This is a genomic window from Microbacterium lacticum, from assembly GCF_006716815.1.
Lineage (GTDB): Bacteria > Actinomycetota > Actinomycetes > Actinomycetales > Microbacteriaceae > Microbacterium > Microbacterium lacticum.
Genome location: NZ_VFPS01000005.1, coordinates 1 through 13,123, shown reverse-complemented (window position 1 = coordinate 13,123; position 13,123 = coordinate 1). Strand labels below are relative to the sequence as shown.

Annotated in this window: 15 protein-coding genes and 1 pseudogene; 9 read left to right on the top strand and 7 right to left on the bottom strand. The window is 71.8% G+C overall.

The window, feature by feature from the left end:
• Positions 1–60: 60 nt before the first annotated feature.
• The 4 genes from FHX68_RS12325 to FHX68_RS12310 all read left to right on the top strand — a co-directional run bounded on the left by FHX68_RS12325 (position 61) and on the right by FHX68_RS12310 (position 3,421).
• On the top strand, positions 61–654 hold the full coding sequence (locus FHX68_RS12325; protein WP_141380952.1) for a peptidase M23: 594 nt from the start codon (positions 61–63) through the stop codon (positions 652–654).
• A 356-nt stretch (positions 655–1,010) separates the two neighbouring features.
• Positions 1,011–1,214 (top strand): hypothetical protein, encoded by a 204-nt coding sequence (locus FHX68_RS12320; RefSeq protein WP_141380953.1) that lies wholly within the window; start codon positions 1,011–1,013, stop codon positions 1,212–1,214.
• Positions 1,215–1,317: 103 nt separating this feature from the next.
• Positions 1,318–2,424, top strand: a complete 1,107-nt coding sequence (locus FHX68_RS12315; protein WP_229661457.1) for a glycoside hydrolase family 6 protein — start codon at positions 1,318–1,320, stop codon at positions 2,422–2,424.
• Positions 2,425–2,455: 31 nt separating this feature from the next.
• Complete coding sequence (locus FHX68_RS12310) at positions 2,456–3,421, top strand: response regulator transcription factor (protein ID WP_174799166.1); 966 nt, start codon at positions 2,456–2,458, stop codon at positions 3,419–3,421.
• A 93-nt stretch (positions 3,422–3,514) separates the two neighbouring features.
• On the opposite strand, the gene FHX68_RS12305 is transcribed toward FHX68_RS12310, so the two are convergent.
• From FHX68_RS12305 to FHX68_RS12295, 3 genes are all read right to left on the bottom strand, one after another.
• Complete coding sequence (locus FHX68_RS12305) at positions 3,515–4,945, bottom strand: glycosyltransferase family 2 protein (RefSeq protein ID WP_141380955.1); 1,431 nt, start codon at positions 4,943–4,945, stop codon at positions 3,515–3,517.
• A gap of 495 nt (positions 4,946–5,440) precedes the next feature.
• On the bottom strand, positions 5,441–5,620 hold the full coding sequence (locus FHX68_RS12300; RefSeq protein WP_141380956.1) for a hypothetical protein: 180 nt from the start codon (positions 5,618–5,620) through the stop codon (positions 5,441–5,443).
• Complete coding sequence (locus FHX68_RS12295) at positions 5,607–6,086, bottom strand: hypothetical protein (protein WP_141380957.1); 480 nt, start codon at positions 6,084–6,086, stop codon at positions 5,607–5,609. Before FHX68_RS12295 ends, FHX68_RS12300 begins: the two co-directional genes overlap by 14 nt.
• A 16-nt stretch (positions 6,087–6,102) precedes the next feature.
• Here FHX68_RS12295 and FHX68_RS16380 point away from each other — a divergent pair.
• The 3 genes and pseudogenes from FHX68_RS16380 to FHX68_RS12280 form a co-directional block, all read left to right on the top strand.
• Positions 6,103–6,171, top strand: a pseudogene (locus FHX68_RS16380) (hypothetical protein); the annotation flags it as partial.
• 106 nt (positions 6,172–6,277) lie between these two features.
• Positions 6,278–6,787 (top strand): ATP-binding protein, encoded by a 510-nt coding sequence (locus tag FHX68_RS12285; RefSeq protein ID WP_141380959.1) that lies wholly within the window; start codon positions 6,278–6,280, stop codon positions 6,785–6,787.
• A 67-nt stretch (positions 6,788–6,854) separates the two neighbouring features.
• Entirely contained in the window at positions 6,855–7,391 is a 537-nt protein-coding gene (locus FHX68_RS12280; RefSeq protein WP_141380960.1) for a hypothetical protein, read from the top strand.
• Between the two features lie 134 nt (positions 7,392–7,525).
• On the opposite strand, the gene FHX68_RS12275 is transcribed toward FHX68_RS12280, so the two are convergent.
• A complete protein-coding gene (locus tag FHX68_RS12275; RefSeq protein WP_229661456.1) occupies positions 7,526–8,164 on the bottom strand; it encodes a hypothetical protein in 639 nt (212 codons plus the stop codon).
• Between the two features lie 219 nt (positions 8,165–8,383).
• Here FHX68_RS12275 and FHX68_RS12270 point away from each other — a divergent pair, with 219 nt between their 5' ends.
• A complete protein-coding gene (locus FHX68_RS12270) occupies positions 8,384–9,199 on the top strand; it encodes a response regulator transcription factor (protein ID WP_141380961.1) in 816 nt (271 codons plus the stop codon).
• A 61-nt stretch (positions 9,200–9,260) separates the two neighbouring features.
• Here the strand turns inward: FHX68_RS12270 and FHX68_RS12265 are convergent, their stop codons facing one another.
• The 3 genes from FHX68_RS12265 to FHX68_RS12255 form a co-directional block, all read right to left on the bottom strand.
• On the bottom strand, positions 9,261–9,944 hold the full coding sequence (locus tag FHX68_RS12265; RefSeq protein WP_141380962.1) for an endonuclease/exonuclease/phosphatase family protein: 684 nt from the start codon (positions 9,942–9,944) through the stop codon (positions 9,261–9,263).
• 77 nt (positions 9,945–10,021) lie between these two features.
• Positions 10,022–10,870, bottom strand: coding sequence for a tRNA pseudouridine(38-40) synthase TruA (gene truA, locus FHX68_RS12260; protein ID WP_141380963.1), 849 nt, complete (start codon positions 10,868–10,870; stop codon positions 10,022–10,024).
• Between the two features lie 4 nt (positions 10,871–10,874).
• Positions 10,875–11,780, bottom strand: coding sequence for a carbohydrate kinase family protein (locus tag FHX68_RS12255; RefSeq protein WP_141380964.1), 906 nt, complete (start codon positions 11,778–11,780; stop codon positions 10,875–10,877).
• A 188-nt stretch (positions 11,781–11,968) separates the two neighbouring features.
• On the opposite strand from FHX68_RS12255, the gene FHX68_RS12250 reads away from it, so the two are divergent.
• The coding region (locus FHX68_RS12250; RefSeq protein WP_141920263.1) for an acyltransferase family protein at positions 11,969–13,123 on the top strand (1,155 nt) is incomplete at its 3' end.

The following is a 13,123-nucleotide window of genomic DNA, read 5'->3' as shown; positions in this document are numbered from 1 at the left end:
ACCGCCGATCGCTGCGCGCGCCCCGGCATCCGTTCAGCCCGCCGTGCGACGATGCCCTCTATGGTGCGCACGCCACCCAGGAGACGCGATCGCGTCTGGACGGTCATCGCGATCGCCGGGATGCCTCTGCTCGCTGCGGGACTGATCGTGGCATCCGCCCTGGGGGCGTTCTCGGGCATCCGCTCGCTCGCTCCACTCAGCTCACCGCCGGTCGTCGCCGACTACGACCAGGAGCAGCGCGACAACGCCGCGACGATCATGCGCGCCGCGCGCGACCTCGGCCTGTCGGTGCGCGACCAGGCGATCGGGATCATGACCGCGATGGGCGAGTCGTCGCTGCGGAACATCGACCATGGCGACGGGGAGACGAGCGGAGTCACCAACCCCGACGGGACGCCGACGACCTCGATCGGACTCTTCCAACAGCAGGACGGCTGGGGCAGCCGGGCAGAACGGCTCGACCCCTATATATCTGCGACGCTCTTCTACCGCGCGATGATCATGCGCGCGCCCGACCGTGACACCCTCGCACCGACTCTCGTCGCGCACCGCACGCAGATCAACCAGGATCCCGACCACTACGCCCGGTACTGGCCCCGCGCTGTGGCGCTCATCGAGGCGCTCTCCGGCGAAGAGAGCGGGCTCGATCCGTGAGGCACGGGTCGCGGAGCGCCCCGCCGCGGCGCTCACGCCGAGTGAGCTCATCGCGGTGAACGCCGCCTTCGGTGCGCTGAAGCGACACGTCGATGCGGCGTTCGCCTCGGTCGCGAGCGAGATCGCCCGGCAGTCGCGCGTCGAACTCGGCAAAGACTCGATCGCCAAGAAGCAGGGGTTCCGCTCCCCCGTCGCGCTCATCCAGGCGACCACCGGCTCGAGCGTCGGCGAAGCGATCAGGCTCGTGCAGGTTCGCGAGGCACCCGCGCCCAGCGCCGCGCCCTGGCCGAGCGCGACGGCGGATGCGCCTGCTGCGGTGCACCGGTCGCGTGGACCGAAGTCCATCACCTCGAGTGGTGGAGTCACGGCGGAACCACGACCTCACCAACGGGGCGCTGCTGTGCACCGCCTGCCACCATCGCCTCCACGACGAGGGGTGGGAGATCACGATCGACGGGGTCGGAGTCGACGCCCTGGTGTGGCTCATCCCACCGCCCTGGATCGATCGATCCCGCACTCCGCGCCCCGGCGGGCGGCGCCGATACACCCTCACCGCGTAGCCGAATGTCGCACGAACGCTCCACGGACGGCGAGCGCTGTCGCGTCGCGCTACCACCTAACGGGCGGTGCCGCCCACGCGTGCCCGCGGATAGAGTCGGTCGCGTGACCGATCCGCGCTCCCCCGGCGCCCGCATGGGCGCTGAGGGCGAGAGCGCGCGCACGGCCACCTCGACGACGAAGATGAAGACGCCGCCGACGGCACGCACGCGCCGTCGGCGCCGCATCACCTGGACCGTCGCCTCCATCGCCGTCCTCGCCGTGGTCGGCGGAGCCGCCGTCGGAGCCGCGGCCCTCGCCGGACTCTTCGGCAGCGCCGCGCCCGCCGCGCCCGCCGTCGGCACCACGTTCAACGTGCTCGACGAGTCGGGCGCGGCACAGGCATCCACCACGGCCACCGGCACCGCGCTCGCGGCCGCCGACTACCTCGCCGCCCAGCCCACCGCGTACTGGCTCACCCCCGAACGCGACCCCATCGGCTCGGCCGGCGATCGCGTCACCGCCCTCGCCGCCGAAGCCCGCGCGCAGCACGCCACCCTCGCCCTCGTCGTCTATGGATTGCCCGAACGCGACTGCGGCAACCACTCCGCCGGCGGACTCGACGTCGCCGACTACCCCGTCTGGGTCGACGAGATCGCCGCCGCACTCACCGCGGCACCCGACGTTCCCGCCGTCATCGTGATCGAGCCCGACAGCCTCGCCCTCGCCACCGAATGCGGCAACCTCGACGCCCGCGTGCCGCAGCTGCGGAGCGCGATCGACGCCCTCCAGCGCCCCGGCACCTGGATCTACCTCGACGGCGGCCACTCGAGCTGGCACCCCGCCACCGAGCAGACACGGCTGCTCGCCGCCGTCGGACTCGACGGCGTGCGCGGCTTCAGCACCAACGTCTCGAACTTCAACGCCGCCGCCGACGAGTTCGACTACGCCCACGCCGTCGCGGACGCCCTCGTCGCCGGCGGCACGGGCGCCGACCACGCACACGCCCTCATCGACACCTCCCGCAGCGGGGCCGGATCGAACGGCGAGTGGTGCAACCCGCCGGGACGGCTCGTCGGCGAGGCATCCGCCACCCTCGGCGACGGCGTCGTCGACACGAACCTCTGGATCAAGCCTCCCGGCGAGAGCGACGGCCCGTGCAACGGCGGCCCGGCCGCCGGTCAGTGGTGGCCCGACGCCGCCGTCGAACTGACCCGCGCCGCACGTCGGTAGCATGACGGGAGAAGGCATGACGGGAGAAGGCATGACTCAGGGGGACGGCGAGAAGACCGCGGTCGTCATCGAAGACGACGCCGATGTGCGCCACATGCTCGCCGACGTGCTCGAGGCGGCCGGCTTCTCGACCATCTCGGTCGGCAACGGCATCGACGGCGTGCGCGCCGTCGAGACCTACCAGCCGCTCGTCACCACCCTCGACGTCAACCTGCCGGGCATCGACGGCTACGAGGCGGCCCGCCGCATCCGCGCCCGCAGCAGCACCTACATCATCATGCTCACCGGCCAGACCGAGGAGACCGACGTCGTCATGGGCCTCGCCGCCGGCGCCGACGACTTCATCGCCAAGCCCTTCCGCCCCCGCGAGCTGCGCGCCCGGATCGAGGCGATGCTCCGCCGGCCGCGCAGCGGCGCCGGCGGCGCGGGAGCAGCATCCGACACCGCGGGCGGCTACGGCGGCACCGGGTCGACCGCGCCGAAACAGGATGCCGTGGGGCCGTCGTTCCCGACGCGCGCCGGAGCCGGGGCGCAGACCGGCACCGTCTCCGTGGTGGCCATCGCCGCCGCCGCGGCCGACGCCATCGCCCGTGGCACGGGCGCCGAAGCCGACGACGCCGAGGAGCTCATCGTGCTGGGCAGTCAGCTCCGCGAGGCATCCCTCGCCGAGTCGTGGCTCACCCACCGCGACCTCGCCCTCGAGCCCGACATGCGCATCGCCCGCATCGGCGACCGCGAAATCGACCTCACCCGCACCGAGTTCGACCTGCTCGCCGCGCTCCTCGAGTCGAAGCGGCGCGTCCGCAGCAAGGCCGACCTCGCCCTCGTGCTGCGCGGCGAGTCGTACGTCACCACCTACTTCGTCGGCGACGCCGACAAGCGCGCCATCGAGGCGCATATGACGAACCTCCGCCGCAAGCTCGGCGACGAGCCCACCAACCCGCGCTACATCGAGACCGTCCGCGGCGTCGGCTACCCGCTCACCTCCGTGCTCTAGTTCGGCCGCCCGCCGCCCACGAAGAATTGGGCGGATACCCCGAGAGCACCCCCTGCTCGCGGCATCCGCCCGCTGACGTCCCCCCAGCGGACGTCAGACCTTGTATCCGTGCTGACGACGGATGAGTTTGAGGAACATCGACAGGGTCTGGATGACCGTGACGACACCGACGATCGGCCACCCGATCCACAGGATCGTCGACTGCACCATGACCGGCAGCATCGTCCACACCACGGCCACCGCCGTGACGACCGCGATCACGACCGCGAGCGGCACCCAGTGCCCGTTGCCGCCGCCGCGCTCGGCCTTCGCCTGCAGCGCCCAGTTGTCGACCTTCTTGCGCGAGAGGAAGCGCGTCCACGACCGCAGGAAGTGACTGATCCGCACCCACATGTACAGCTCGGCGGGCAGCATCAGCACCGCGAACAGCACGTCGCGCGTGTCGCGGTTCTTCATCGACATCGCGATGCGGAGGTTCAGCGCCACCGCGACCACCGGCGGGATCAGCCACAGCGGTGAGAACACGAACGCGTGGATCGACAGCGAGCCGGCGAGGAGGGTCAGGAACGCGACGCGGATGAAAAAGTTCACCAGCATCGAGAAGTTCTCGAGCCACCGCAACCGCAGGTTCGGGTGGAAGGGCTGCCCCTTCGTGTCGCCGCGCTGACCGGGCCACATCAGCTCGATCGCGCCGTACGTCCACTTCACCTGCTGCGCGTCGAGACCGCGGAGCGTCGTCATGCCGCCCACGTCGGCGCGCGCGAGTGGGTTGATCTTCGTGAGGTAGCCGGCGCTCTTGATCTGCAGCGACAGCAGCGAGTCCTCCACCTCGCTGTCCTTCACCCACGGCGAGGACTGGTGGTTCTCGCGCATCACGTCGCGGAGCGCCTTCGTCGAGAAGATCGACAGCTGCCCGCCGAGCACCGCCATGTTGCGGCCGCGCAGCAGGTTCTGCATGTTGAACGCCGCGAACTGCGAACGCTGACCGGCGATCAGGAACTTCGCGATCGTGCCGCGGATCGGCTTGTCGTCGATCGTGTAGACGGCCGAGATGCCGCCGATGCGGGTGTCGGACACCGCCTCGGACTCGAGGAACTCCACCGCGCGCGGATCCGCGACCGTGTCACCGTCGACGCCGAGCAGGTACTCGTAGCCCTCGACGAGCGAGTAGCCGTAGTTGAGCGCTCCGACCTTCTTGTCGGGGTTCTTGCCGATGTCGTGCACGAACACCTCGGTGAACTGCGAGCCGAGATCGGTGTGCAGCTCGTGCGGACCGGCGTACTGCGAGGCGATCTTCACCGTGGCATCCGTCGTGTTGTTGACGACGACGTGGATGACATCGGGCACGCGCGTCTGGTTCAGCAGCCCCGCCAGCACGTCGGCGATCGACCCCTCCTCGTTGTACGCGGGGATGACGCAGCCGATCGTCGAACGGTGGGTCGACGTGTCGTCGAGCACCGACTCGAAGTCGTCGGGGAAGTGGTGCTCGGAGGCGAGGACCAGGTCGCGGGGGCTGTCGTTCATGTGCTCCACTCTGTCGGCCCGACCGCAACGAACACCCCGGGCACCCGCGAGCGAACCGCAAGGTTTGCGCAAGGAATGCCCCGGCATCCGTCCACCCGCCCGGCGCCGCCGCCGACGAGCACCCGCGGCCCGCCGATAGGCTCGGCTCATCAGCGCGACGGAGACGACCGCGCGGGTCCCGCCGTCGGTGCGCACGAGCCCGCGCAGCCGATCGATCTGGCTGTGGCAGCTGTCGCTGGCCGCGGTGATCGTGATCCTCACCCTCGCGATCATCGTGCTCGCCCCCGAGCAGCTCGCCGCGCCGACGACGGCCGCGGGCATCGCGCTCATCCTGGTGTTCACCGTGATGGCACTCATCCTGCCGTGGGACCGCATCGGCCGCGCCACCATCGCCGTCCTGCCGCTCGCGGACATCCTCGCAATCGGCCTGATCGCCTACGGCGACGACCTGCGCTTCGGCTTTCTCTGGGTGTTCCCGCTCGCCTGGCTCGCCAGTCACTTCCCGCTCCGCTGGCTCGTCGTCGCGCTCGGGCTCGTCGCGGCGATCGTCGTGGCGGATGCCGTGACACACAACCCCAGCGCGGCGAGCACGCTGCGATTCCTCGTGGTGCTGCTCTCGCTCACGTTCATCTCGATCACGATCCACAACAGCGCCCGCCGCTCACGCGCCTTCACGCGGCTGCTCCGTCGCCAGACCGACCGGCTCGAGTCGACCCTCGAGCGGGTGCGCGCGCAGGAGCGGCGCGTGAACCAGGTGCTCAACGGCCTCGACTCGGCGATCGCCCGCGTCGACAACGAGGGGCGCCTGCTCGGCATCAACGACGCGTACGTCGCGCTGTACGGCATGGACGTGCGGGATGCCACCCGCCCGAGCACCTCCGTCGAGTACGACGCGCGCGGCGGCACCGCCCTCCGCGAAGCCGATCGTCCGGTCGCCCGCGCCGCCCGCGGGGAGCTCTTCTCCGACGAGCGGCTGTGGCTGTTCGACGCCGAGGGGCGCTGGCACGTGCTGTCGGCCTCGACCCGCGAACTCGTGCACGGCCCCGCCGAACCCGAGACGACGCTCCTCGTCATCCGCGACGTCACCGAGGCCGTGGAAGCCGAGGCCGCTCGGCGCACGCTGGCGTCCACCGTCACGCACGAGCTCGCCAACCCGCTTGACGGCGATCGTCGGCTACACCGATCTGCTGCTCGAGGAGGACCTGCCCGAGCGCAGTCGCGACCGCCTCGAGCTGATCGAGGCCGCCGGCCAACGGATGGAGCGCCTCATCGCCGAGGTGCTGCGCGCGGGCGGGCGCGACGCGCCGCTCGAGGAGCCGCATCGCCGCATAGATGCGCGGGCGCTGCTCGGCGCGTCGGTCGAGTCGTTCCTGCCCGCCGCGACGGCCGGCGACGTCGCACTCACCCTGCGGCCGGGGCCGGAGGCGCCGATCGACGCCGACGCGTTCCGTCTGCGACAGGTGTTCGACAACCTCGTCAACAACGCCGTCAAAGTACACGCCGCGCGCCGGCAGCGTCGCCGTCGCCCTCGATGTCGAGGGCCCGGACGAGGCCGGCCGGCGCGACGTCACGATCACCGTGCGCGACTCCGGCATCGGCATCGCGCCGGGCGACCTGCCGCGCATCTTCGACGACTACTTCCGCGCCGAGACGGCGCGCGATGCGGGCCTCCCGGGAACAGGTCTCGGCCTCGGCATCTCGCGCCGCATCGTGGAGCAGCACGGCGGCACCCTCACCCTCACGAGCGAGCCGGGCGCCGGAACCGTCGCGACGGTGCGGCTGCCGCTGGCGTTGGATGCCGACGACGAGCCCGGGCCGGGGCCCGTGCCGGAGGGGGACTGACCATGGTCACGCGGCGCTGACCTTCGTCGAGCTCTGGCGCCGCCCGGAGGGGGCCGGCGGCACGTCGATGCCGCTCGCCGTGTTCTCGCTGGTGGTCGCCGCGGTCGGTGCGGTCAGCATCGTCACGGGGCTCGTCGCCCCGGGTGACCCGGACCAGTCCCTCGAAGCCATCCGCACCATCAACACCCTGGGCATGCTCGCCTACCTGGTCTGCGCGCTCGTGACGCTGCTGTTCATCGCGCGCGGCGGCTCGGCCACCGCCGCCGGCTCGACCTTCCGCGCGGTCGCCGCCGATCGGCTCGCGCGGGCGCAGCGCGCGGGCGAGCGCTCCTGGGCCCTCGTCTACGCGCAGATCGACGACGCCGAAGACCTCCGCACCGTCACCGGCGACGCGGGCTTCGCCGCGATCGCCGACCGGCTGCGCGACGACGTCACCGAGATCTTCCCGACCGAGGCCGACATCGGCTGGTTCGCCCCGGCCGGGGTCGCAGTGCTCGTCGCGCAGCCCTCGACCGTGCTGCGCGAACGGGTGCGCACGCTGCTGCGCGCGTTCGCCGCGACCGGCGTGGGCGTGCGGGTCGGCACCTCGGCATCCGTCGGCTGAGCGGGCGTCGCGGAGTTCGGCTACGACGTCGACGCCCTGCTCGCCGCGTCCCGCGACGCCGCGGCACGAGCAGCCGACGCCGGCGGCGACCGGTGGGAGCGCGCGGTCGTCTGAGCGTCGTGGCCGCGGGGCCGTCAGTGCGCGATCGCGACGGTCAGCGTGTCGGTCGCCGTCTGCTTCGCATACTCGGTCGAGGTCGGCGTCGTCTGCACGAGGAAGTCATAGGTGAGCTCGAGCGTCACGAACGTCGCCTCGTCGGGCACCGCGCCGACCGTGAACTGCTGCGAGTAGCTGTAGGGGCTCAGCACCAGGTATCCGGGCGGGATGGTCGCCTGATCGATCTGCGGGTCGAGGGCGGCGAGCGCGCCGGCGGCGTTCCCCGGCACTGCGACCATGGTGGCGCGCTGCAGGTACACCTTCTGTCCGTCGGAGGGCGTGATCGTCGTCACGAGCGAGAGCTTCAGCGGCTTCAGCGCGCCGGGCGTCCACTTGTCCATCGACAGCTCCGACCAGTAGTCGACCGTCGCCGTCACCGCGCCCGCGGTGAGGGTGCGCTGCGTCGACCCGGTGGAGAGGTCGTTCGGCACCGGCTCGGGCACCGCGGTCGAAGAGGCCGAGGGACTCGGCCCGTCGGTGCCCTGCGCCCACGGCGCCGCGCCGCAGCCCGACAGGGTCAGCGCGGTCGTGAGCACCGTCATGACGGTCGCGATCGTGAGCGCTTTCGATCGTTGCGTGGTTCTCGCCGCGCGCGATGTCGAGCTACCGGTGATCATCGATTTTCCTTCCGCCGTTGCGCGCAAGTCTAGGCGGGGATGGAGCCTGTGCGCGGCGCTGCTGAGGCGGAACCGGGGGCCCGTTGAGGCCGCGCAGAGGCTACGTTGAGCACAGGGCCGCAGGCGCTGAGCGAGGAGGCATCCGCGCCTCGAGCGACGCGGAAGCGGCCCGCGGAGTCTGGCACAATCGGACCAACACACGCAGCAAGGGGGTCGCCGATGGGCGAGGCCGCACGGCAGACCGCCGTCGTCATCGACGATGATGCCGACGTTCGAGACCTCCTCGTCCAGGTGCTCACGAGCGCCGGTTTCCACGTCTTCGCGGTCGACAACGGTTTCGACGGCGTGGATGCCGTCCGTGCCCACGACCCCGACATCACCACCCTCGACGTGAACATGCCGGGCATCGACGGGTATGAGACCGCCCGCCGCATCCGCGAGCACAGCAACACCTACATCCTGCTGATCACCGCCCTCACCGAAGAGGCCGATGCGGTCCTCGGATTCAGCGTCGGCGCCGATGACGTCGTCACCAAACCGTTCCGCGCGCGTGAGCTGCGCGCGCGGGTGCTGGCGGCCCAGCGACGCCGACCGCGCGGTTCCGCCCCCGGCGGCGCTGACAGCGCGCGCGACGCCGACCCGCAGCCCGCCCCCGTCGCCGTGCTGCCCTCGGCCACTCCCTCGCGGCTGTCCGGCAACGCCGGTCTCGTCGTCGATCGCGCCACCCACAGCGTCACCATCGACGGCCACCCCGTGCTGCTCACCCGCACCGAGTTCGAACTGCTGGCGACGCTCCTCGAAGCCGCCCCCGAGGTGCGCAGCAAGGCGCACCTCGCCGGCGCGCTGCGGTCGGGGCACGGCGGCGGTTTCAGCCTGGTGTCCGACGCCGACGAGCGCGCGATCGAGACGCACTTGACGAACCTGCGCCGCAAGCTGGGCGACAGCGTCGCCGAGCCCCGCTTCATCGAGACGCTCCGCGCCGTGGGATACCGTGCGATCGTGCCGGGCGGCACGCCGAGCACCAGTACTCTCTGATTCGCCGACTCAGTTTTCGCTCAAGACTGGGTCAACCAGACGCCGCGCGCACGCGGACCGCTCAGACGATGGATGCCGTCTTCGGCGTCGCCGTCACGAGGATCGGCAGGTGGTCGCTGCGCCCCTGCGGCAGTGTCGTGATGGTGTCGATGTCGAACCCCACGCTCGTCGCGAAGTCGTAGTGCCCGCGGAAGAACTTGTACCGCGTGTAGGTGCGGGCGTCGCTGAGACTCAGCTCGTATCCCGCCTCGCGCACCTTCTGGCCGAGGTTCTCCTTGAACACGGGGTAGTTGTAGTCGCCGACCATGAGGATCGGCAGGTTGTCTCCGAGGCTCGCGAGCTCGCCGAGCGCGGCGGAGATCTGCTTGCGGCGCAGCGAGTTCAGCGCGGTGAGCGGGGCCGCGTGGAAGCTCGCGACGATGAACTCGCGCCCGTGGTCGATGTCACGGAGCCGCACCGCGAGCATCCGCTCCTCGGCGGGCTTGAGCACCCGGTCGTGCAGCGACTTCTTCAGCGCGAGCGAGCGCACCTCGAGCGCGTCGAAGGTGTTCCGGCGCAGGTAGACCGCGAGCCCCAGACGGTTGCGCGCCGTCGCCTCCACGAGCTGCAGCGCCGCGATCTCGGGGGCGAGCTCACCGGACACCGCCTCCTGCAGGCACAGGATGTCGGCGCCGGTCGCCTCGACCAGATCGTCGAGCTCGCCGATCGCCTTGTGCTTGTTGAGGTTGTATGAGATCACCTTCATCGTGCCGCCAGCCTAGAGCCGCAACCCATGAACGCGCTCCGACTCGACACAGTGTTCCCCGTGCGGTCGCTTTCCGGTCAGTCCTCACCGCTGTCGCCGGCGGGGGAACGGCGTGCGCGCGTCTGCTCGGCACGCAGCGCGAGCAGGTCGTCGGCCGGGTAGCCGACCTCGGTCAGGGTGAGTCCGCGCGCGGCGAGCACCTTCGTCTCACTGGTGCGGATGCCGACGTCGCGGATCGCCGCGGCTTCCGACACGTCGATGCGCCCCTCCCCGACCGCCGCGCACGCGCCGACGAGCGCGCGCACCATGCTGTGGCAGAAGGCATCCGCTTTCACGTTCGCCACGAGGATCCCGTGCTCGTCCCGCCGCCAGCCGAACTCGAGCAGGGTGCGGATCGTCGTCGCGCCCTCGCGCCATTTGCAGTACGCGGCGAAGTCGTGCAGTCCGATGAGCGAGCGGGCCGCGGCATCCATCGCCTCGACATCGAGGCGCGCCTTCACCGTCGTCGTGCGTCCCCGCTCGAGCGGGTCGTAGGAGGTCTCGAGGTCGGCGATGCGGTACTCGTAGCGCCGCCAGACGGCGGAGAACCGCGCGTCGAACCCCGCGGGCGCCTCGGCACTGCGGTGCACGGCGACGTCGGGGTAGGGACCGAGCACCCCCGTCAGTCGGGCGGCGAGCGCTGCGGGTGTCGGGTTCCGCCCCTTCTCGAGCCGCGCGCGCTGCGCGTCGCTCAGATCGAGATGGGCGACCTGGCCCGACGCGTGCACGCCGGCATCGGTGCGGCCCGCGACGACCAGCTGCGGATCGCCGCCGAGTACGCGGGCGATCGCCGTCTCGAGCGTGCCCTGCACGGTGCGCAGGCCCGGCTGGCGGGCCCAGCCGCGAAAGCCGGTGCCGTCGTAGGCGAGATCGAGGCGCAGGCGCACCCGGTCAGCCTAGCCGGGCGTCGACCTCGGCACGCGTCGGCGGGTTGGCGCCCGCGCGCGAGACGGTGATGCCGGCCATGACCGCCGCGCGGCGGAGGGCCGTCTCGAGCGCGTACGCCTCGGGGAGCACCCGCGGGTCGTCCAGCACGCTCGACACGAGGCTCGCCATGGCGGCGTCGCCCGCGCCGATCGTGTCGGCCACCGTCACGACGTACGGTGCCGCAGCGACGACGCCGTGCGCACCGCGCGCGAGCAGGCCCTCCCCTCCGCGGGTGATCACGACGAGAGCGGGCCCCAGCTCCGCGATCCGCGTGAGCACCTCCTCGTCGTCGAGATCGGGGTACAGCCAGCGCGCGTCTTCATCGCTCAGCTTGACGAGATCGGCGGATGCCACGGCCTCGCCGAACCTCGCGAGCGCGCCGGCGTGGTCGCCGACGAGCGCGGGCCGGATGTTCGGGTCGACGCTCACGATCGCGCCCGCTGCCGCCGCGGCGCGGAGCGTGTCGAGCACGGCCGTGCCGCCCGGCTCGAGGAAGAGCGCGATCGATCCGGTGTGCACGGCGCGCACGCCGGCGAGGTCGCGGGCGTCGGCGGCGGGGACCGCCCAGTCGATCGCGAACTCGTACTCGGCCGAGCCGTCGGGGCGCAGCCGCGCCCGCGCGGTCGAGGTCGGTGCGTCGGTGAACGAGCGCTCGTCGACGCGGGCGCCCGACTCCTCGATCTGGGTCGCGATGCGCCGGCCGCGCTCGTCGCGGCCGATACGCGTGAGCAGCCGCGTCGCGTGGCCCTGCCGCGCGAGACCGACCGCGACGTTCGCAGGGCTGCCGCCGACGAGCTCACGATCGGCGCCGTCGTCACCGGCCACGATGTCGATCAGGGCCTCGCCGACGACCAGCACATCCGTATCCATGCCTCAGTCCTACCCGACTCCGGCGCCCACCGCGAACGCCGGCATCCGGACCCGTGTTCGTCGCCCTCCGTGCGCGCGTCGCACAGGTGGCGGACGTAGAATTGATGGCTCCGCCGTCGGCATCCGCCCCGCCCCGCCGCGGCGCCCCCGCCGACTTCCGGCCGCCCGCTTCGCACCGCCTCTGGATCATGATCACACCCACCGCGCCCCGTTACGCCGGGCTCGACGGCCTGCGCGCCGTCGCCGTGCTGATCGTCGTGCTCTACCACCTCTTCCCGGCCTGGTTCCTGCGATCGGGCTTCGTCGGCGTCGACGTGTTCTTCGTCATCTCGGGCTTTCTCATCACCTCGCTGCTGCTGCGCGAGCGCGCGGCGACCGGGCGGATCGCCCTCGCCGCGTTCTGGAAACGCCGCGCGCGGCGGCTGCTCCCCGCCCTCGCCGCGGTCGTGACGGTCTGCGCGAGTCTCGCCTGGCTGATCGGCGGGGATGTGCTCGTCGGACTCGGGCGGCAGGTGCTCGGCGCGGCGACGTTCTCGTACAACTGGCTCGCGATCGCCGGCGGCTCGACCTACTTCAGCGCCGGCGAGCCCGAGCTGTTCCGAAACCTGTGGTCGCTCGCGGTCGAGGAGCAGTTCTACCTCGTCTGGCCGCTGATGCTTCCCGTGCTGATGCTGGCCCGACGCCGCTGGATGCGGGTGGGAGCGGTGCTCGTCCTCGCCGCCGGGTCGGCGACCTGGGCGGTCGGTGCGCTCGCGTCGGGCGCGACCCTCACGCGCGCTTACTACGGCACCGACACGCACGCGTTCGGCCTGCTGCTCGGCGTCGCGCTGGCCTTCGCCCTCGACCGTTCGAGCAGCAGGATGGCCGGCAGCGCGACCGCCGGGGGTGCCACTCCCACGACGGGCCGCGCTGGCATCGCGGTGGGGATGCCTCTCGTCGGCGGTGCGGCGCTGATCGGGCTCCTCGTGGTGTCGTCGTGGCCGGACGGCGCGTCCGTCTACCCCGCCGTTCCGCTCATCGCGTCGGCGCTGACGGCGGTCGTCATCGCGTCCGCGGTCTCGCCCGGTTCGCCCCTCGGCCGGGCGCTCGACGTCGCTCCGCTCCGCTGGGTCGGCGAGCGCTCCTATGGCATCTACCTCTGGCACTGGCCGGTGGTCGTGCTGCTGACGATCGCCGCCACGGGAACGATCGTCGACACCGCCATTCCACTCGCCGTGGGCGTCACCGCGCTCGTGGTGACCCTCGGGGCGTCGGCGGTGTCGTACCGCGTGCTCGAGCAGCCCGTTCGCCGGCTCGGCGCGCGCGGCGCCGTGCGCGCTCTCGGCCTCCGACTGCGCGCCACC